Here is a 19,632-nt window from a genome sequence, read left to right on the forward strand (position 1 = left end):
TCACCTTCACCCAAATGAGAAATCTGCGACGTGGGAAATCCCGACCGTCGGAGAACAACAACCTGACATTGACAGGTCAGCCAAAGAGAATAAACTAAAATGGAATTAATTTCACATTATGGAACAAAGAGAATGGTACAGGCGGAGACAGCCAACACAGTATCTGTCCGGACGGGCCAGGTTCAATCCTTGACGCGGGCGCTATCCATTCTGAATGTGATTGCCGAAAATCCGCCCGGCCTCTCCTTAACCGCCATTGCCAAGTCCCTGACGCTTGCCCCGTCGACAACGCACCGCCTGCTCACCACCCTTCAGGAAGAACGCTACGTGCAATACGACCGGGACAGCAGCCGATGGCAGATTGCCATGCAGGCATTTGTGACAGGGAACGGCTTCCTCGTCTCACGCGACCTTGTCACGGTCGCCCGCCCCTACATGCGGCGCCTGATGGAATTGAGCGGCGAGACGGTAAATCTTGCCATTGCCGATGGCGGCAAGGTGATCTATCTCGCCCAGGTCGAGAGTCGGGAAATGATGCGGGTTTTCTCAAAGCCCGGGAACAGCGTGCCCATGCATTGTTCCGGTGTTGGAAAAGCTATTCTGATGGCTATGGGTGCGCGGGACGTGGCTCGAATAATCGAGACCCAGAGCCTGATAAAATTGACGGATAAAACCATAACGGATCCAAAATTGCTGTATGACGAACTTTCTTCGTCCCGCAAACTGGGGTTTGCCGTTGACGATGAAGAACATGCCATCGGCCTTCGCTGTGCCGCCGCAATTATTTATGACGAGCATGCGGAACCGTTGGCTGGCCTTTCCATTTCCGGGCCAGCTGCCAGAATATCAAAGGACCGGCTTCTGGAGCTTGGGCGGATAACGGTAGAGGTCGCGACCGAAATCACGGCCGCCCTTGGTGGCCGCCCGCCCGGCTGATATCTGGCCGGAATCACAGGCCGTAAAACTGCTCTGCCCCTGTTTCCGAACAACGGCTATATACAAGGTCACCGGCAATATACGTTGCCTTTGCAACCCGATCGTCTCCCAGCGTCATCAAGGTGAACAACTGTTCTTCCAGGCTTCCGGCGTAAGCAAGCCGATAGGCAAGAAGGGGGGTTGCCTTGAGGTCCAGGACGGTCAGGTCGGCTTCATGGCCAGCCGCCAGGCTGCCAATAGAATCCTCCAGATAAAGGGCTGTCGCGGCCCCGCGTGTCGCGAGGTAAAAGGCCTTGTGCGCGTCGAGGGAAAATCCGTTCAGCTGAGCAATCTTGTAAGCTTCATTCATGCTGACAAGCTGTGAAAAATTTGTTCCTCCCCCGAGATCGGTCGCCAGCCCTGTGCGAACGGAAAAGGGACCCGTCATTGATCGTTCGAGCTTGAACAGTCCGCTTCCCAGAAAGAGGTTCGATGTCGGGCAATGGGCAATCGCGGTTCCGCTTTCAGAAAAGATACGGAAATCTTCCTCTGTAAAATGGACACCATGACCATAGATGGCGCGAGGCCCCAGTTGACCATAGTGGTGATAAATATCCACGTAGCTTTTACGCGATGGAAACAGTTCTTGCGCCCAGTCAATTTCCTGCCTGTTCTCGGATACATGCGACTGCAGATAGGTGCCGGGGTGTTCTTTCCAGACCGCGCCCGTCATCTCCATCTGCTCTTCTGAGCTTGTCGGCGCAAAGCGCGGGGTCACGGCATAGAGCGCCCGCCCCTTGCCATGCCATTTCTCGATCAGTTGTTTTGTCTGATCATATCCAGTTTGGGCCGTATCGGTGAGCGTAGGTGGCGCATGCCGATCCATCAACACTTTGCCCGCGATATTTCGCATATTGATTTTCGCCGATTGCTCGAAAAAGGCGTCTACGGATTGGGGGTGAACCGTGCAGAATACAGCGGCTGTGGTCGTGCCCGCCCTCAGGATTTCCTTCAAAAAGATCTCCGCCGCCATGCCCGCATAGTCTTTGTCGGCAAATTTCTGTTCAGCGATAAAGGTGTAATTGTTCAGCCAATCGATCAGCTGCTTGCCAAAGGCTCCAATAATTTCAGTTTGCGGATAATGAACGTGGCAATCAATGAACCCGGGACAAATCAGGGCATCCCGGTAGCGTGTCACAGGTACTGTATCGCCAAGATCGCGCAACAAGGCGTGGGCGGGCCCAACGGCGGTAATTTTCCCGTCCTCCATGACAACTAGCCCGTCCTCCTCATAGAAGAGGCAGTCTTTGAGGGAAGTAGTAAAGGGATTGTCTCGGTATGAAAGACAGCGTCCCCGAATAGCCTTTTTCATTTTATGCGCTTTCCTCGCGAATCGGACATCGACAGCGTCACCTCATCCTTTACCACCTCCATAACCACATAGGTATGGGTCTGCATAACATGTGGTAATTGTGAAATTGCCGTTCCCAAGAGCTCCCTGTACGACGCTATGTCCCGCGTACGAATTTTCAGGAGATAATCAAATCCACCCGCCATCATCATGCAGGACTGAATTTCCGGCACATGCTGGACAGCGGCATTAAATTCTTCCAGTTCTTTTTCGGTTGTTCGAGAAAGCTGCACCTGTACCATGACCACGTGCCCCGCGGCCACGGCCACCGGGTCAAGCGCGGCGTAGTAACCCTTGATAACGCCGCTACTCTCAAGCCGCTTAACCCGCTCGGCGCAGGGCGTTTTGGTCAAGTTCACCCGGCGGGACAGCTCGACCATCGAAATACGGCCATTCGCCTGTATTTCCCGCAAGATCCGGTAATCTGTTCTATCCAGAGAATTCTGCACCATACCAATGACCCATCCAGTTCAGAAGATACAGTATCTCACAGTAAGCTAATTTGCGACCTCTCGCCTACTGTTTTTGCCTTATACTTTATTAGGTGCAGATGTATCTGATCTCGAAAATTTGTAGTGAATTGACCAGTATTTGGCGGACGCGCCATGAGCTTTTGACTAGGATAACGCCAAAAGTACGCTGTTTTAAAATCAAGGAACCGGAGAATATGTCACGTTACCCGTCATTCAAAAATTCTATCTGGCGTCGCCTCAGTTTCTTGGTCGTCATTTTTACGCTTGTTTATTTCCCCCTTTCCGCCCAGGCGACCGAAAAAGTCGGGTACGAAAACTGGGATGAGGTCGTCGCCACCGCAAAGGGGGGCACGGTAAACTGGTTCATGTGGGGCGGTGCCGACAATATTAACCAATACGTCACCGACTATATCGGCAAGGAACTTCAGAAACGCCATGACATTTCGCTAAATCGCATTGGCATCAACGATACAGCGGAAGCGGTCAATATTGTCCTCGGCGAAAAACAGGCCGGCATTGATGATAATGGTTCCGTCGATTTGATCTGGATTAATGGCGGCAATTTCCGGACGATGAAACAGGGAAATCTGTTGTTCTGTGGTTATCACGGCCTCTTACCCAATAATCAGTTTGTAAATTGGCAGGACCCGTCCATCGCAAATGATTTCGGCCTCTCCGTCGATGAATGCGAAGTACCCTGGAACCGGGCTCAATTCGCTTTTGCGTACGATAGCGCTCGCACACAGAGCCCGCCCAAAAGCATTCCGCAATTAATAGGGTGGGTCAAAGAAAACCCGGGCGCATTTACCTATCCCGCGGCGACAGATTTCAATGGCAGTGTTTTTATCCGCCATGTTTTCTATCACGCGGCAGGCGGGCCTGAGGCCCTGTTGGGGGATTTCGACCAGGATAAATTCGACGCCGTCGCACCGAAGGCCTGGGCCATCCTCAATGAAATGAAACCCTATCTCTGGCGGGAGGGAACAACATATCCGAATGCCATCGCCAGCCTCGCACAGCTTTTTGCTAATAGAGAAGTCGCGCTGTACTTCGACTATGATCCTGCAATTTTCGGCATTAATGTCGAAAACGGCATCTTTCCAGAGACGACCCGGTCCTATGGCCTTGACGATGGCACCATTGGCAATACAAACTATGTCGCCATTCCCTATAATTCGCCAAATAAAGCCGCGGCCATGGTCGCCGCCAATTTTATTCTTTCGGCCGCCGCCCAGTATGAAAAGGCAAAACCCGATGTCTGGGGCGCAGCACCCGCAATCGACGTCGGTCGCCTGACAAAGGAAGAGAAAAGCCGTTTTACAGAGCTACCCCGACATCCAGCGGTTATCGATCCGGCGGCGCTATCTCAAAAGTCCCTTCCGGAATTGCATCCCGACTGGATTAGCGCTATCGAGAAGGGCTGGCAGGAGAATGTTGCCAAATGAAGCGGCTCGCTGACCGCTAGTTTTCCCGGATTTACTCGTTACTAGAAAGACTCGGCTTGCTTGAACGCTGGAAAATTCCTTTACTCCTCTCCCCGGCTCTCCTCCTTATTGCAGGATTGTTCCTGGGCGGACTTTTCCTTGGCCTGATCGGTAGCCTGGGATATATGCCGCTACTCGGGCGTGAAGAGCTAAATCTTGACGCCTATCGCAATATTCTGTTCTCCACAGGTTTCTATCAGTCTTTTCTGTTGACCTTCTATATCTCCTTGATGTCTACGATCATCGCCTCGGCTCTGGCGATTGGCGCCGCGTTGATCCTGCGCCGACACTTTATCGGTCGTTCCGTCATCAATTTTCTCTTCCAGTTAAATCTGACAGTGCCGCATTTGGTTGGCGCGGTCGGTATTCTTTACCTCTTTTCACAGTCGGGCTTTTTTGCGCGCCTGGCCTTTGAGTTCAGGCTTATTTCAGGCCCCTCGGACTTTCCGGCAATGATTTACGATCCGCTCGCGATCGGGATCATCCTTCAGTATGTCTGGAAAGAGGTGCCGTTCATCGGGATGATTTTACTCGCCAATATGCAGACCTTCGGCCACGATTATGAGGCCGTTTCCCGCACACTTGGGGCGAACCGCTGGCAGAGTTTCCGGTTTGTCCTGTTACCGCTTTTGTCGCCCGGCCTTCTCGCCGCGGCGCTGATCGTATTCGCCTTCACTTTCGGCGCCTATGAAATTCCGGCACTGCTCGGCCAGAGCTATCCCGCAGCACTTCCGGTTCTCGCTTATCAGTCCTTCACGGATGTGGATTTGAATGCCCGGCCCGAAGCGCTTGCGATGGCGATGATTATCGCACTTTTAAGCGCAGTCATGATATTCGGTTACGCCCGGCTCGCCCGACGGTATATGAGATCGTAAAATGTTGATGCAAACGAACCGGCATACAGAAAATTCCCGCGACGGACTGTCAGGTCCCGTCTGGTTTTCGCTTATATTACTTGTTAGCTGGCTCGTCCTTCCCTTGATCCCGCTCGCCATCTGGTCCGTGAGCCGGAGCTGGTATTTTCCCGACATAATTCCCTCGGCCTTCAGCCTGAGAGCCTGGAACTATGTTTTCTCCAACACATCCGATGTTCTCCCTGCACTTGGCGTTACCACCTTGATCGCCCTTTGCGCCACGTTGCTTTCCGTTATTATAGGATTGCCCGCGGGCCGCGCGCTCGGGCTCTATCAGTTTCGGGGAAAGGCGCTGGTCGAGCTATTGATCCTCGCGCCGACGATTGTACCGGGCATCGCTGTTGCGCTCGGACTTCATGTCGTATTCCTGAGCCTGGGCCTAGCCGGATCCTACCTCGGTGTTTTGATTGTCCACCTCATCCCGACATTGCCTTACATGGTGCTTGTCATGGCCGGCGTCTTTGCAAATTATAACCCTGACACAGAGGCACAGGCCCGTAGCCTTGGGGCCAGCGCTATTCAGACATTCTTTTATGTGACCTTACCCGCCATCCTGCCCGGATTGCTGATTGGGTCGCTATTTACCTTTCTTGTCTCCTGGAGCCAGTACATCCTCACACTATTGATTGGTGGCGGACGGGTCGTGACCTTGCCGCTTCTTCTTTTCAATTTTGCCAGCGCAGGTCGCAATGACATTACAGGGGCCATCAGCATGATCTACATCCTGCCGGGAGTTGTCCTGCTCCTCCTCGGCGCCAGGCACCTGACAGGACGCAGCAGAGCAGTGGAGAGTTTGCGCCAGATATGACCGACGTCAGCCTCGAAAAACTCACCAAAGCCTACCCCGGCCAAACCCGCCCGGCCGTGAATGATGTATCCATGCATATTGATGGGGGATCGCTAACGGCGCTCCTTGGCCCGTCGGCATGCGGTAAATCCACGATCCTGAAAATGATTGCCGGGCTTCTCCCTCCGACCTCCGGCGACATCCGATTTGCCAGGCAATCCGTTCTGCAATTGCCGCCCAACCGGCGGGATGCTGTCATGGTATTTCAGAACCATCTCCTCTTTCCCTATATGACCGTTGGCGAAAATATCGGCTTTGGCCTCAAGATGCGCCACGAGCCGAAAAAGGACATAGACCGCGCCGTTGGCAGAATGCTGGAACTCGTGCAGCTTGAGGATATGGGTACGCGCAAACCGAACCAGCTTTCCGGAGGCCAGCAGCAACGCGTTGCCCTTGCCCGCGCCTTGATCCTGCGGCCAAAAATACTGCTGCTTGACGAGCCCTTTTCCAATCTCGATGCAAATTTGCGACTTGAAATGCAACAGCTCCTTAATTCCCTCCATCAGGAACTGGGGACGACAATGCTGTTCGTTACTCACGATAAGGAAGAAGCTGTCGGCCTTTCCAGTAAAATTGCCCTCATTCTTAACGGCACGCTTCGGCAATATGCTTCGGCAACCGTGCTCTATGGCCAGCCGAAGGATGAGGACGTCGCGAGATTTTTCGGCGCGAGGAACTTTGTCCCGGGGAAATGTGGACCGGGATATTTCGATTGCGCGCTTGGCCGGTTCACCCTGCCCGAAAGTGTTTCCAGTACAGGCCGCCTGCTGACATTCCGCCCGGAGAATATTGTTGTTGGAGGGGACAATATCCTGGAGAACAGCTTTCACGCGACGCTAGCGTCAAAACAATTTCTGGGAAGTCAGACAGTTCTCGGACTGCAGAAAGGGGATATCTTCTTTGAAGCTTTGCTTTCACCGCAGATCGCGGAACCCCTTCAGGAAGGGTCAACTGTATCTGTTCACCTGCCGCAGCGATCGCTTTGGATACTTGGCTAGTTCAACGCCTTTAGATATTCCGTGATTGTTTCCGGCGCCTTGTCCGGCGCGACGTCCGCACTTCGGATGAGCCCGTCGAAATGGGCCGTCAACGCGCGGATATGCTCAACAGAATTTACGAGAAGGTACATGTTCCCGATATATATGGCAGCTCGAAGCGGACCAAACAGGGTATAGGCGGCAGAGTAAATCTTCCGCGCATCAAACAGGAAAAGTCGAAAGGTGGGATATAGCTCCTCAGTCAGACGGATCATGTTTTCCATCTGGTCGCGGCGTGTGGAAACAGGAACCTGGCGCCAGATTCCCTCGCCCTTTGCAAGCTGCTCAATCACTTGAAGCGGCATACATACCTCCATATCCGTTTCGGGACGGCGGGAATAACTCAATTGATCCTGCATTTGACGTTCTTTTGCTTCGCGCTCAACGGTCGAGAAATCACCAAATTCATAGGCTCCAATCTCTTCCGTTCTTAGAAGATCCGGTAGAGTGCTTGGCACGTAGCGAATTTTATATCCCATCGCCTCCTGATGCCATTTCGCGAGCTTGATACTGGCGGAGGCTTCCGTGACCCGTTCAATTTCTATCATGGGAACGGTCTCGCTGGCGATTTCATCATTCGCGATCAGGCCCATCAGCCAATCAACGGAAACGCCATAAGTTCGGGAAATGGCGCATAGGGTTTCGGCCCGTGGCAACCGGGTAGATCCCGGCGCAAGAAACTGGCTGAGGGCCGATCTGTCGATGCCGATACTGGTCGCGAACTGGCTAAGATTGAATCCTTTGCGCGCCAACAGGAGCGCCATCCGGTCGCGAAAGATTTCGGCAACATCCCGTTTATCCAGAAATTCCTTCTCGGAATGTTGTGTATTCACTCCAAATACTCCTAAATATTACGAATTTAAACTTAAGTTTTATATTAACATAATAATGCGCGGACTGTCGCATTGTATATTCCCTGTCCGATAGCTCATAATCTTCGTCATCTAACAATAGCTTAAGGAGTTGACGAAAAGTGGTGTTGCGTGAACGGCAGGAATTCAAAACCATATTGCTTATTGCATTATGCTACGCATTTTGGTGGGCTCTCCTTTTTGGGCCGACACCGTTGCCCTTCTGGCTGACGATTTTGCTGTTGATTCCCGTGATTACCTTTCACTCCTCGCTTCAGCATGAGTGCATTCATGGTCATCCCTTTGTTGATCGCCGACTGAATGACCTGATTGTCTATTTGCCGATTGGGCTGTTCATGCCCTATCCGCGCTTCAAGGACGTTCACCTGACCCATCATCAAAGGGCGAGAATTACTGATCCGACAGATGATCCGGAAAGCTGGTACGTCACCAAGCAGAAATGGGCGGAGTTCAATCGCCTGCAAAAACTGGCCTGGAAAATTAATAACATTCTTGTCGGACGCATGCTTATTGGTCCGGCACTCGGGATATCCACTCTCGTTTATTCGGATATACAGAAAATCCTGAATGGCGAACGACATCTCCTCATCGACTGGATCAAGCACATTTCCCTCTGCTCCCTGTTACTGATCTTCGTCGGGTCCTTCGCGAATATCTCGACTCTCGGATACTTTGTTGCCGCCTATTTTGGCATGTCACTCTTGATGATCCGGACTTTCCTTGAACATCAGGCACATCACGACCGGCGCGCGCGCTCCGTCCTGATTGACGACAAGGGACCGCTGCGGTTTTTATTTCTTAACAACAACCTGCACGCGGTGCATCATGCATTTCCTTCCGTTGCCTGGTATCGGTTACCGAGCCTGTTCCGGCTCCATAACCCCCGGTTTATGGAAATGAACAAGGGGTATTTTTACAAAAGCTATACGGATGTTATTCGCGCCCATGCATTTACGCCAAAAGAACCGGTCACCTTTCCTCTGGATCCGGCTTAAATCCTGACAGTGCCTGACCTTTATCCTACATCCGTTGCACTGCTTCCCATGTATGACTGGCCTGAAATCCGGGATGCAACGGATAGCTTCTGGGCAGCCCTTCGTGAAAGCTTCCGTGCTGCTGGCTTTTCTCCCCCGGAAGATCTTACCCGGACAGAAGACCCGCTTGAACTTTGGCGGTCACCGAACCTCTTGCTCGCGCAGACATGTGGTTTGCCATACGTGGAAAGACTGGTGAACGACGTCTCCCTTGTCGGCACGCCCGCCTATGACATTGACTGCGGGGCCGGCAGCTATTTCAGCGTGATCGTTGTTCATAAAGACAGCGGCCTTGAAAATCTAAAATTCCTCGATTCTGCTATATTCGGATATAACGATCCGCTTTCTCAGTCCGGCGTCGCGTCCTTTTTTTTCCATCTCGCGGCTGAGGGGGTTCCGTTTCAGAAAATCCACAGATGTGACCGGTTGATGTCTCATCGGGCTGTAATTAAAGGCCTTGCGGATCGGCGTATTGATATTGCCTCAATCGACGCCGTTACCTGGGAACTTGCAAAACGCTACGAGAAAGCGACGGATGAGCTGTCCGTCATCGCACACACCAGTCCAACCCCGGGACTTCCCCTGATAACGGCCCGTCGCGAGAAAAATGAGGTTGATCGCCTTCATCAAGGGGTTATCGACGCGATGGCGTCCCTGCCGTGCGAGACACAAGACAGGCTGTTGCTGACCGGCCTTGCCGCAACAGAAGAGGCGGATTATCAACCTATCAAACGCAGATACGAAAATATCCGTTCCGACATTGAAAACCTCCTGTAGGAGAGTCCCAATAAAAACCCCGGAAGTTGAAGCTTCCGGGGCAATCTACCTAACGTCAAATTGACTTATTTATAGTCGTATTTGCCATTTTTCCATTCGTACCAGACATAGCCGGGAAGGGTCACGTCACCTTTTTCATCGAAAGACAACGTCCCAAGAACGGTTTCGAACTTGCCCGTATTCAAGGCATCCATGACTGGCTCCAGGTCGACAGATTTTGCGGCTTTTGCTGCATCCGCCCATGCCTGAACCGCAGCATAGGTGTAAAGGACATAGCCTTCAGGCTCAATGCCATTGGCCCGGAATTTAGCTACCAGTTCAGTAACGCCTGGGTTTTTGCGAGGATCCGGAGAGAAGGTCATCAATGTGCCTTCGCCCGCATCGCCCGTGATTGACCAATATTCGTCAGTCACAAGAGCGTCACCAGAAACGAGCTGGGTTTTCATGCCCTGATCGCGCATCTGACGGACAATAAGTCCAGCTTCAGTGTGATAACCGCCGACATAGGCGATATCGATGCCTTCCTGTTTCATCTTGGAAACAAGTGCTGTGTAGTCTTTTTCACCAGCAGTATAGGCTTCATACATGGTTGCCTGGCCACCAGCTGCTTCCATGGAAGCTTTGGTCTCGTCGGCAAGGCCTTTACCATAGGCGGTCTTGTCGTGAAGGATAGCAACTTTCTTGCCGGCTTTGGTTTCATCTGCCAGATACGCACCGGCAACCTTGCCCTGCTGGTCATCACGACCGCAAACGCGGTACACGTTCGGGCCGCCTTCATCGGTCAGCTTCGGGTTAGTAGAAGCAGGGGAAATCTGGATGATTCCTTCTTCCTCATAAACGGCTGAAGCCGGAATGGATGAACCGGAGCAGAAATGGCCAGCCATGAAGACGACGCCTTTCGACACCATCTGGTTGGCAACAGCGACGGCCTGCTTGGGATCGCAGGCGTCATCGCCGATTTCCAGTTTCAACATTTCGCCGTTCACACCACCTGCCGCGTTGATGTCAGCGACTGCCTGCTCAGCACCGGCCTTCATCTGTTGGCCAAAGCTCGCATACTGGCCGGTCATTGGACCTGCTGTTGCAATTGTGATATCTGCCCAGGCTGCACCTGAACTGATCATCATGCCCATCGACATGGCCGACATGGCAAGTAACATTTTTTTCATCTTAGTACTCCCAGTTTATAGAATGTAATTTTATACGTTTCGCTGCTTTTCCGCAATTATATCAAACTTTTATAATAATTTGAAAGCGAATTCGGAAGCTGGGTGTTAGCCCCCTGCGCCCTTTTTTTCACGCCAGAAAAAAAGACCCGATCGCGCATAAAGCCAGCGATATTGCGTCACCATTTGCCGCACACGGGTCAAACGGTAACCCAATAGTGAAATGCCGATCAATACCAGCGCATCGACGACATAATATTGGAGGGATAGCAATGTCCCATCGAACAGAGCAAAATGGAAAAACCTTACTGCGAGCGCCAACAGCAACATAAAGAAAATTAGTTGTGGAATGGGACGCCAGTTAGACGCGAGAGACCTTCCCGAAAGATAACCAGCACCTCCGCCGATAATGACGGTAACGAACAAGAAGGTCAAAAAGCTGTTTTCCCACAAAATTCCCATCAGTGCGCTCCCCCTTCAAGATAGGCGGCGCGAACTTCCTCACTTGCAAGCAATTCCTTGCCAGTGCCGCTCAAGGTTATGCTGCCATTGACCATGACATATCCGCGATTGGCCAGTTTAAGCGCATGATATGCGTTCTGCTCCACCAGAAAGACAGTTAGACCATCCTTTTCGTTGAGTTCCTTGATTGCCGCGAAAATCTGCTTCACAACAAGTGGCGCCAAACCAAGAGACGGTTCGTCCAGCAGCAAGAGCCGCGGCCGGGCCATCAGTGCGCGAGCAATTGCGAGCATTTGTTGTTCCCCGCCTGAAAGTGTGCCACCACGCTGATCTTTTCGTTCTTTCAGTCTAGGGAAAAGAGCGAAAGCCCTGGCAAGGTCCTCTTCGAAATAGGCTGGATTCGACGTAGTCGCCCCCATAATCAGATTTTCATAAACCGTCATACGAGGAAATATCCGTCGACCTTCAGGCGACTGCGCAATATTCAGGCGCGTGATTTCATGGGTCTGCAGTTTGGAAATGTCCTGCCCGTCAAAGATAATTTGTCCGGCCGCCGCGCGCGGGTCTCCGCAAATGGTCATCATCAGGGTGGATTTGCCGGCTCCGTTCGCTCCGATTAGAGTGACGATTTCGCCCGCATTCACCTCCATGGTGACCCCTCTGAGGGCCTGGATTTTCCCATAGAAGGTTTCAACATTCTTTACTTCAAGAAGGGGTTGCGCATTCATGAAGACGCTCCCTCTTCAATTTCATGTTCCACTTCTTCAACCTCTTCGTCTGCCACGCCGAGATAGGCAGCAATAACGCTTGGATCGTTACGGATCTCCTCCGGTGTGCCATCGGCAATTTTCTTGCCATAATCGAGCACAATAATATGATCGGAAATACCCATCACCACATTCATATCATGTTCAATCAGCAGAACACCTGTATCGCGTTCTTTGCGAATAAAAAGCAGCAGCTTGTTCAGCTCTTCCGATTCACGCGGATTCAGACCGGCAGCCGGCTCATCAAGACACAATAACTTCGGTTTGGTGCACATGGCCCGGGCGATTTCTAGCTTCCGTTGTTCTCCATATGGAAGATCCCCCGCTGCATCATCCGCGCGTTGGGTAAGGCCTGCTTGATCCATCCAGTATTTTGCAAGCTCGACCGCTTCCTTTTCCGCCTTCTTGTATCCACTCAACCCAAATATGCCGCCGAAAGTATAATTCGAAGCGACCATTAGCGTATTGTGCTGTCCCACCATCAGATTTTCGAGAACCGTCATCCCGCCGAACAACCGGATATTCTGGAAGGTTCGCGCGACTTTCGCAATTTTCGGGATTTTGAAATCATCCATGCGCTCGAGAAGGAAAGTTTTGCCGCCCTCATGGCGCGCGGTAATTCTCCCTTCTGTCGGTTTGTAAAAGCCGGTAATACAGTTGAAGACCGTTGTCTTGCCCGCGCCGTTCGGCCCGATCAGCGCGGTTATATCCCGCCGTCCGACATCAAAGGAAAGATCATCTACAGCGAGTAGGCCGCCAAAACGCATATTCAGATGCTCAACGGTGAGTACGGGATCATCAACTACATGAGTCATGTCAATGTCCCTCCCCTTGCGCAACCATATCTGCCGACACCGCCTTCTTTTCTTTCAGGAAGATGGACGGGATGCGGGTAGAGATCAGGCCACGGGGACGCCAGATCATGATGACCACCATGGCAAGTCCGAAAATCAACATCCGGAATTGTTCCGCCTCACGAAACACTTCAAATCCCCCGATCATGGCAATGGAAGCGATGACGACACCAACCTGCGACCCCATTCCACCGAGAACCACGATAGCAAGGATCAGCGCCGATTCGATAAAGGTAAAGCTCTCCGGCGAGATAAACCCCTGCCTCGTTGCAAAGAAGGATCCAGCAAAGCCCGCGAACATGCCGCCGATGGCAAAGGCCGTCAGCTTTACCGAGGTAGTATTGAGGCCAAGTGACCGACAGGCAATCTCATCTTCGCGCAGCGCCTCCCAGGCGCGGCCGATGGGCAGGCGACGGAGGCGATTGGTCACGAAATTGGTAAGCAGCGCCAGCGCGAGAATGAGGAAATACATAAAGATGATTCGATGCATCGATGAATAATCGAAACCGAAAAAATCCGAGAAACCACCTTCGCCACGGCTAAATGGCAAGCCAAAAAAGCTTGGCCGGGGAATACCGGACAACCCATCGGGGCCACCCGTGAACTGATACCAGTTTAGCAAGACAATACGGATAATCTCTCCGAATGCGAGGGTTACGATCGCGAGATAGTCACCGCGTAGCCGGAGAACCGGGAACCCCAGAATAATCCCCCAGAATGCTGCGAGAATTCCGGCAAGCGGGAGACACATCCAGAAGGAAAACCCGAAATACTGGGCCAACAATGCATAGGAATAAGCCCCAATGGCATAAAAGGCCACATAGCCAAGGTCCAGAAGACCCGCCAGTCCGACCACAATATTCAGACCCCATCCAAGCATCACATACGTCAGGATCAAAATACTTAGGTCAAGCAGATAGCGATCCGTAAACGGAAGAAAGGGGAAAACAAGCGCGAACATCAGCATTGTCGGCCCGAACCCCTTGCCGACTTTCGCGGTTACCTTCGCAAGGCCAGACTTGATACTGACCGGCATTTCAACGGCGGATGTCCCGGGTGGCTTGCTCCAAATGAAGAGCCAAAGCAACAACCGGCCAATGACCACAACTGCGATCACATAAAAGGCGAGATCATAGCGTACTTCTAGCCGTAAACCACCTGCCGCGGAAACAGTGCGAAACGCGATCGTCGATCCAAATATTGCCGTCGCGATTAACGCCGTTACAATGAGGTCCTTGGCCACTTTGCCAAAATCAAGATGTCGTCCGGGGCGCGAGTCGCTGTTTGTCGAATCTGTCATTATACTTTTTCCACCTCCGGCTTACCGAGCAAGCCCTGCGGCAGAAAAATCAGCACGATCGCCAGCATGGAGAAAGCGGCGACATCTTTATATTCAATTGAGAAATAGGCGGACCAGAAGGTTTCGATCAAACCGATTACAAGTCCTCCCAGCATGGCCCCAGGGAGAGACCCGATACCACCGAGCACAGCGGCAGTAAAAGCCTTCACACCGGCAACAAATCCGATGAAGAAATCGATCACGCCGTAATACAGAAGGAACATCAGGCCGGCAACGGCCGCCAGTGCGGCGCCCATAACGAACGTCATGGAGATTGTCCGGTCAACATTGATGCCGAGGAGGGAGGCCATCTTGCGATCCTGCTCACAGGCGCGCTGCGCCCGGCCGAGGGATGTTTTGGCTATAATGAGAGAAAAAATCGTCATCAAGATAATTGTCACAACAATGATCAGGATCTGCATATTCGAAATCTGAACCGCAAACTCACCGTTGGCATCAACCCGAGTCATTATTGTGTAGCCATCCGCAATAATTGGTTGGAGTGGTTTAACCCGCGCACCCTGCGTGATCTGGATATAGTTCTGCAGCACGATAGAAATGCCAATTGCCGTAATCAGGGGAGCCAGACGGAAAGATCCACGCAATGGCCGATATGCAAGTCTTTCTGTAGTCCACCCATATACCGATGCAATTACCATGGCGGTGACAAGAACAAGGATTAACGCAAGTATCGTCAGCCCCAGCCCTGTGGAAATTGTCAGGCCGAGGGCCGTTATGACAATAAGCGCAATAAACGAACTCACCATGAATATGTCGCCATGGGCGAAATTGATCATGCCGATGATCCCGTAAACCATCGTGTAACCGATCGCGATAAGACCATAAATCGAACCCAGCGTGATCCCATTGATCAATTGCTGTAAAAAATATTCCATCAAGCTCCCCCTGGAGAAAAATCTGTCGCAATGCTGAACAGGTCTTCCTTACCCTAAACGCCAGCAACCGCTGTCGTTGTGGACTTGATCCAACTTCCTTCCAAAAAGTTGACCAGTTGTCCAACTTTATTAGCGTATGACAGACATTTGGCAGACGCAAGAGGGATTAGTATTTATAGAAATAGTATATTGGCAGAGATAAAGACCCGCGAAACCTGCAAACGTCGCGTTCTGTACACTCACGGCATGAGAACAAGCCGAATAAGAAACGCAACGCTGCCAACGGCCAGAACGCCGAGCGCCCATAAAGCGATGAACCACAACCACTGCCGACCTCGGGAGGACATCAGTGATATCCGCCTTCCTTGTCCACTTTCCCCCTGAACACCCAATAATTGTAAACAGTATAGGCGAGAATTATCGGAATAAGGAAAAGTGTTCCGACGAGAAGGAAATGCAGACTTTTGTCAGGGGCAGCGGCGGCCCAGATCGTCAGGTCCGGTGGTACCATACGGGGATAAAAACTGATTCCGATCCCAATATAACAGAGCAGAAATATTCCGTGGGATGCGAAAAACGGGCGAATATCCTGATGACGCTTCAGCCCCAGAAACAGGACGGCAGCACAAATTGCCAGCAGGAAGGGGACGATAATGCTGAAGATTAGGTTATTCCCCTCAAACCAGCGGTAATGATATTGCGCATCAAGAAATGGCGTTGCGATGCTGACAACACCGATAAGAACGAGAGTTCCGCCACCGGAAATCATGGCGAATTTACGGGCCATGCTCTGCAATTCCCCTTCCGTTTTCATCACCAGCCAGGTCGCACCCAGAAGGGTATATCCCACGACGAGCGACACCCCGGTCAGCAGTGAAAATGGTGTCAGCCAGTCAAGCCGGCCACCGGCAAAACTCCTATCGACGACCTCAATTCCCTGAATGAGCGCACCAAGACATATACCTTGCGCCAAAGTCGCTACTATGGATCCAAAGGCAAAGGACCGATCCCACCAGATGCGTCGTTTTTCAGACGCCCGCCAGCGGAACTCAAAGGCAACCCCCCGGAAGATAAGTCCCAGCAACATAACAATAATAGGGATATAAAGGGCGGGCAGAACAACGGCATAGGCAAGTGGAAAGACGGCGAGCAAACCGCCGCCGCCCAGAACGAGCCAGGTTTCATTGCCGTCCCAGATTGGCGCAACCGAATTCATCATCACATCGCGATGACCTGATTCTTCCGGAACCAGCGGAAACAGTATACCGACCCCCAGATCGAACCCGTCGAGCGACACATAGGCAAGGATCGCGAACGCAATGATTGCAGCCCAAATAAGAGGTAGATCAAATTCCAGCATGTTTTTTCCTCCCCTGCGTCAAGATTGGGAGTGATCAAAAGTTGAGGGGGCCCCTGTCATCCCGGATGCCCTCTTTAGACTGGCCGTTGTGGTCTCGGGAACAGATACGGGCGACTTCGCCATCAGCCGCAACATATAATACACGCCGGTACCAAACAGGACAAAATAGACGAGAATGAAGGCGATCAAAGTGCTGCCGACTTCCGTCCCATTGAGGGGGGAAGCGCTGTCCGCCGTTCGCAGCAACCCATAAACAGTCCAGGGCTGCCGGCCCGCCTCGGTCGTGACCCAGCCACAGAGCACGGCAATGAAGCCAATCGGACCTGCCGCAACCGCGGCGCGGGCAAGCCACCGATCCTCATAGAGGCGCCCCTGATACCGACGAAGCAAGCTCCACAGCCCAATGAAGAGCATGATCATGCCCATTCCCACCATGATCCTGAACGTCCAGAAAATCAGGAAGGTATTTGGCCAATCTTCCCGCGGGAATGATTCCAGACCTTGCAATTCGCCATCCCAGCTATGGGTCAGGATAAGGGATCCCAGCCTTGGCACCTCAACCGTGTAGAGGGTCTTCGCCTGTTCATTGTCCGGAATACCGAAAAGAAGAAGCGGCGCGCCTTTCACATTTTTATAATGTCCCTCAATCGCCGCAATCTTTGCCGGTTGATGCTCAAGCGTGTTTAATCCGTGCTGGTCGCCCGCGACTATCTGGATCGGGGTCACTATCGCCGCCATCCACATTGCCATTGAAAACATTAATCGGGCGTTCTTGTTGGTCTTATCTTTCAACAGATGGAAGGCTCCGACAGCGCCAACGACAAAGGCCGTGGTCAAATACGCCGCCAGCACCATATGAACCAACCGATAAGGAAAGGAGGGATTGAAAATCACGTTAAACCAGTCGTCAGGGACGAACTGCCCGGCCGCATTGATAATGTGTCCGGTGGGGGTCTGCATCCACGAATTTACGGAGAGGATCCAGAAGGCAGAGAACAGCGTCCCTGCAGCAACCATCAATGTCGCAAAAAAGTGGAGTCTGGGCCCGACCCGTTTTTGTCCAAAGAGCATAACGCCGAGGAAGCCTGCCTCGAGGAAAAAAGCGGACAGAACTTCATAGCCCATTAATGGCCCGATCACCGGCCCGGCCTTGTCTGAAAACACGGACCAGTTCGTGCCGAACTGATAGGCCATCACGATCCCAGAGACGACCCCCATCCCAAAGCCGACCGCAAAGATGGTCTTCCAGTAATTGAAGACCTCGATATATTTTTGTTCCTTTTTCCAGAGCCACAGGCCTTCCAAGACCGCGAGGTAGCTGGCCAACCCGATGGAGAAAGCCGGGAAAATAATATGAAACGACACCGTAAAGGCGAACTGCATTCGGGCGAGATCAATTGCGTCAATGCCAAACATGCTGCCTTACTCCGCATATTCCAGAATTGACACAGACTAACATTTATTCGGGCAATGTCAGGTACAATTACTCACTCTGGTACTATTTGCCGCAAGCCAGTAAAGAAATCTAATATGTCAGAGGTGTATTTTCTAAATCACTCCCAATGCACGAATTGCCTCTGCAACACGGATGAAGCCGGCAATATTAGCCCCGGCAACATAATTACCTTCCAGCCCATATTCTTCGGCCGTCCGGGCACAGCGATCATGAATTTTTTGCATTATCGCCGCGAGCCGTTGCTCCGTTTCCTCAAAGGTCCAGGAGTCTCGGGAAGCATTTTGCTGCATTTCAAGAGCGCTTGTAGCTACACCGCCCGCGTTTGCAGCCTTTCCAGGGGCAAACAAGACACCGGCCTCCAGGAACGCCTTAACAGCTTCCGGTGTGCACGGCATGTTAGCTCCCTCTCCAACCGCAATTACACCGTTGTTGATGAGAGCCAAAGCATCCTTCCCATTCAGTTCATTTTGGGTCGCAGATGGCATTGCGACGTCACAGGGTGTATTCCAAATGCTGCCAGACGCATAATATGTCGCTGTTGCTTTTCGTTCCTTCGCATAATCGGATAAGCGTCCGCGCTTCACTTCCTTGATCTCTTTTAGAAGTTCACAATCTATTCCGCCGTCTTCAACAACATAGCCGTCAGAGTCAGAACAAGCGATTACCCGTCCTCCCATCTGCGTGATTTTCTCAATGGTATAAATTGCTACGTTTCCTGAACCGGAAACGACGACTTTCTTCCCATCGAAATTATTCGATTTGGTCCCCAGCATCCGTTCCACGAAAAAAGCCGCCCCATAACCGGTTGCTTCTTTACGTACTCGGGACCCGCCCCATGTCAGGCCTTTCCCCGTCAGCACGCCCGATTCATATCGATTTGTCATACGCTTGTACTGACCAAACATAAAACCGATTTCACGTTGACCAACGCCGATATCACCTGCCGGGACATCCGTATATTCACCAATATGACGGCTGAGTTCTGTCATATATGACTGACAAAACCTCATGATCTCCATTTCGGAACGCCCTTTTGGGTCAAAATCGGCGCCGCCTTTTCCGCCACCAATTGGAAGTCCCGTAAGGGCATTCTTGAATATTTGCTCAAACCCGAGAAATTTAATGATGCCCAGATTTACGCTGGGATGAAACCGCAGCCCGCCTTTATAAGGCCCTAACGCAGAATTAAACCCGACCCTGAAACCGCGATTGATCTGGACATCGCCACGATCATCCACCCAAGGAACCCTGAATATTATTTGACGTTCTGGTTCACAGATCCGTTCTATGACGGCATTACTCGCATACGACGGATTCTTTACGACTACCCTGCCGATACTATCCAGAACTTCTCGGACAGCCTGATGGAATTCCGTTTCACCGGCATTTCGCTGGAGTACCTGGGAATAAATTGGTTCAAGTGATTCGTGAACGTCAGCCATTTATGTTTTACTCCTCTTCAGAGGTTATTATTGTTAAGCTGCATCAAACAGAATTTGTCACGCATGCGAATTATTTTATGTATTTCATATAGATAAAAATTTTCGACACAAGAAAATTTCTCTCGA

The 19,632-nt window shown here is 51.8% G+C and carries 20 protein-coding genes; 7 read left to right on the plus strand and 13 right to left on the minus strand.

Going from position 1 to position 19,632, the window contains the following annotated elements:
* The first annotated feature begins 99 nt into the window (after positions 1–99).
* Positions 100–936: an IclR family transcriptional regulator gene (locus tag J0X12_RS02045; protein ID WP_207041560.1), complete on the plus strand. Its 837-nt coding sequence runs from the start codon at positions 100–102 to the stop codon at positions 934–936.
* 13 nt (positions 937–949) lie between these two features.
* Here the strand turns inward: J0X12_RS02045 and guaD are convergent, their stop codons facing one another.
* Together guaD and J0X12_RS02055 are read right to left on the minus strand one after the other, a co-directional pair.
* A complete protein-coding gene (guaD, locus tag J0X12_RS02050) occupies positions 950–2,287 on the minus strand; it encodes a guanine deaminase (RefSeq protein WP_207041562.1) in 1,338 nt (445 codons plus the stop codon).
* Positions 2,284–2,763: an Lrp/AsnC ligand binding domain-containing protein gene (locus J0X12_RS02055; RefSeq protein WP_353890928.1), complete on the minus strand. Its 480-nt coding sequence runs from the start codon at positions 2,761–2,763 to the stop codon at positions 2,284–2,286. The genes guaD and J0X12_RS02055 overlap by 4 nt, the downstream gene beginning before the upstream one ends.
* Positions 2,764–2,993: 230 nt before the next feature.
* On the opposite strand from J0X12_RS02055, the gene J0X12_RS02060 reads away from it, so the two are divergent.
* From J0X12_RS02060 to J0X12_RS02075, 4 genes are read left to right on the plus strand one after another with little or no spacing between them, the layout of a single operon-like run.
* Complete coding sequence (locus tag J0X12_RS02060) at positions 2,994–4,244, plus strand: ABC transporter substrate-binding protein (protein WP_207041573.1); 1,251 nt, start codon at positions 2,994–2,996, stop codon at positions 4,242–4,244.
* A gap of 56 nt (positions 4,245–4,300) precedes the next feature.
* On the plus strand, positions 4,301–5,158 hold the full coding sequence (locus tag J0X12_RS02065; protein WP_207041575.1) for an ABC transporter permease: 858 nt from the start codon (positions 4,301–4,303) through the stop codon (positions 5,156–5,158).
* A gap of 1 nt (position 5,159) precedes the next feature.
* Positions 5,160–6,005, plus strand: a complete 846-nt coding sequence (locus tag J0X12_RS02070; RefSeq protein WP_207041577.1) for an ABC transporter permease — start codon at positions 5,160–5,162, stop codon at positions 6,003–6,005.
* Entirely contained in the window at positions 6,002–7,042 is a 1,041-nt protein-coding gene (locus J0X12_RS02075) for an ABC transporter ATP-binding protein (RefSeq protein ID WP_207041579.1), read from the plus strand. Before J0X12_RS02070 ends, J0X12_RS02075 begins: the two co-directional genes overlap by 4 nt.
* On the opposite strand, the gene J0X12_RS02080 is transcribed toward J0X12_RS02075, so the two are convergent.
* Complete coding sequence (locus J0X12_RS02080) at positions 7,039–7,914, minus strand: helix-turn-helix domain-containing protein (protein ID WP_207041581.1); 876 nt, start codon at positions 7,912–7,914, stop codon at positions 7,039–7,041. The two genes, J0X12_RS02075 and J0X12_RS02080, sit on opposite strands and share 4 nt — an antisense overlap.
* Positions 7,915–8,054: 140 nt before the next feature.
* On the opposite strand from J0X12_RS02080, the gene J0X12_RS02085 reads away from it, so the two are divergent.
* Both J0X12_RS02085 and J0X12_RS02090 read left to right on the plus strand, forming a co-directional pair.
* Positions 8,055–8,948 (plus strand): fatty acid desaturase, encoded by an 894-nt coding sequence (locus J0X12_RS02085; RefSeq protein ID WP_207041583.1) that lies wholly within the window; start codon positions 8,055–8,057, stop codon positions 8,946–8,948.
* 9 nt (positions 8,949–8,957) lie between these two features.
* Positions 8,958–9,764, plus strand: a complete 807-nt coding sequence (locus J0X12_RS02090) for a PhnD/SsuA/transferrin family substrate-binding protein (RefSeq protein WP_207041585.1) — start codon at positions 8,958–8,960, stop codon at positions 9,762–9,764.
* 65 nt (positions 9,765–9,829) lie between these two features.
* Here J0X12_RS02090 and J0X12_RS02095 read toward each other — a convergent pair whose 3' ends face one another.
* From J0X12_RS02095 to gdhA, 10 genes are all read right to left on the minus strand, one after another.
* Positions 9,830–10,933, minus strand: a complete 1,104-nt coding sequence (locus J0X12_RS02095; RefSeq protein ID WP_207041587.1) for a branched-chain amino acid ABC transporter substrate-binding protein — start codon at positions 10,931–10,933, stop codon at positions 9,830–9,832.
* Positions 10,934–11,038: 105 nt separating this feature from the next.
* Complete coding sequence (locus J0X12_RS02100) at positions 11,039–11,392, minus strand: DUF6867 family protein (RefSeq protein WP_207041589.1); 354 nt, start codon at positions 11,390–11,392, stop codon at positions 11,039–11,041.
* Positions 11,392–12,120, minus strand: coding sequence for an ABC transporter ATP-binding protein (locus J0X12_RS02105; RefSeq protein ID WP_207041591.1), 729 nt, complete (start codon positions 12,118–12,120; stop codon positions 11,392–11,394). The genes J0X12_RS02100 and J0X12_RS02105 overlap by 1 nt, the downstream gene beginning before the upstream one ends.
* A complete protein-coding gene (locus tag J0X12_RS02110; RefSeq protein ID WP_207041593.1) occupies positions 12,117–12,974 on the minus strand; it encodes an ABC transporter ATP-binding protein in 858 nt (285 codons plus the stop codon). Before J0X12_RS02110 ends, J0X12_RS02105 begins: the two co-directional genes overlap by 4 nt.
* A 1-nt stretch (position 12,975) precedes the next feature.
* Positions 12,976–14,313: a high-affinity branched-chain amino acid ABC transporter permease LivM gene (livM, locus tag J0X12_RS02115; protein ID WP_207041595.1), complete on the minus strand. Its 1,338-nt coding sequence runs from the start codon at positions 14,311–14,313 to the stop codon at positions 12,976–12,978.
* Positions 14,313–15,248, minus strand: coding sequence for an ABC transporter permease subunit (locus J0X12_RS02120; protein WP_207041597.1), 936 nt, complete (start codon positions 15,246–15,248; stop codon positions 14,313–14,315). The genes livM and J0X12_RS02120 overlap by 1 nt, the downstream gene beginning before the upstream one ends.
* A 239-nt stretch (positions 15,249–15,487) precedes the next feature.
* On the minus strand, positions 15,488–15,595 hold the full coding sequence (locus J0X12_RS17650; RefSeq protein WP_420497025.1) for a DUF2474 domain-containing protein: 108 nt from the start codon (positions 15,593–15,595) through the stop codon (positions 15,488–15,490).
* Positions 15,595–16,605 (minus strand): cytochrome d ubiquinol oxidase subunit II, encoded by a 1,011-nt coding sequence (cydB, locus tag J0X12_RS02125; RefSeq protein WP_207042927.1) that lies wholly within the window; start codon positions 16,603–16,605, stop codon positions 15,595–15,597. The genes J0X12_RS17650 and cydB overlap by 1 nt, the downstream gene beginning before the upstream one ends.
* A gap of 21 nt (positions 16,606–16,626) precedes the next feature.
* Positions 16,627–18,024, minus strand: a complete 1,398-nt coding sequence (locus tag J0X12_RS02130) for a cytochrome ubiquinol oxidase subunit I (protein ID WP_207041599.1) — start codon at positions 18,022–18,024, stop codon at positions 16,627–16,629.
* A gap of 132 nt (positions 18,025–18,156) precedes the next feature.
* Positions 18,157–19,506: an NADP-specific glutamate dehydrogenase gene (gdhA, locus tag J0X12_RS02135; protein WP_207041601.1), complete on the minus strand. Its 1,350-nt coding sequence runs from the start codon at positions 19,504–19,506 to the stop codon at positions 18,157–18,159.
* Between the last annotated feature and the right edge of the window lie 126 nt (positions 19,507–19,632).

The organism is Sneathiella sedimenti, assembly GCF_017313765.1.
Lineage (GTDB): Bacteria > Pseudomonadota > Alphaproteobacteria > Sneathiellales > Sneathiellaceae > Sneathiella > Sneathiella sedimenti.

Excerpts from the sequence above, each read along its gene's own strand:
- J0X12_RS02045 (WP_207041560.1), top strand. The coding sequence starts at position 100 with ATGGAATTAATTTCACATTATGGAACAAAGAGAATGGTACAGGCGGAG.
- guaD (WP_207041562.1), bottom strand. The coding sequence starts at position 2,287 with ATGAAAAAGGCTATTCGGGGACGCTGTCTTTCATACCGAGACAATCCC.
- J0X12_RS02060 (WP_207041573.1), top strand. The coding sequence starts at position 2,994 with ATGTCACGTTACCCGTCATTCAAAAATTCTATCTGGCGTCGCCTCAGT.
- J0X12_RS02070 (WP_207041577.1), top strand. The coding sequence starts at position 5,160 with ATGTTGATGCAAACGAACCGGCATACAGAAAATTCCCGCGACGGACTG.
- J0X12_RS02075 (WP_207041579.1), top strand. The coding sequence starts at position 6,002 with ATGACCGACGTCAGCCTCGAAAAACTCACCAAAGCCTACCCCGGCCAA.
- J0X12_RS02095 (WP_207041587.1), bottom strand. The coding sequence starts at position 10,933 with ATGAAAAAAATGTTACTTGCCATGTCGGCCATGTCGATGGGCATGATG.
- J0X12_RS02100 (WP_207041589.1), bottom strand. The coding sequence starts at position 11,392 with ATGGGAATTTTGTGGGAAAACAGCTTTTTGACCTTCTTGTTCGTTACC.
- J0X12_RS02105 (WP_207041591.1), bottom strand. The coding sequence starts at position 12,120 with ATGAATGCGCAACCCCTTCTTGAAGTAAAGAATGTTGAAACCTTCTAT.
- J0X12_RS02110 (WP_207041593.1), bottom strand. The coding sequence starts at position 12,974 with ATGACTCATGTAGTTGATGATCCCGTACTCACCGTTGAGCATCTGAAT.
- livM (WP_207041595.1), bottom strand. The coding sequence starts at position 14,313 with ATGACAGATTCGACAAACAGCGACTCGCGCCCCGGACGACATCTTGAT.
- J0X12_RS02120 (WP_207041597.1), bottom strand. The coding sequence starts at position 15,248 with ATGGAATATTTTTTACAGCAATTGATCAATGGGATCACGCTGGGTTCG.
- J0X12_RS17650 (WP_420497025.1), bottom strand. The coding sequence starts at position 15,595 with ATGTCCTCCCGAGGTCGGCAGTGGTTGTGGTTCATCGCTTTATGGGCG.
- J0X12_RS02130 (WP_207041599.1), bottom strand. The coding sequence starts at position 18,024 with ATGTTTGGCATTGACGCAATTGATCTCGCCCGAATGCAGTTCGCCTTT.
- gdhA (WP_207041601.1), bottom strand. The coding sequence starts at position 19,506 with ATGGCTGACGTTCACGAATCACTTGAACCAATTTATTCCCAGGTACTC.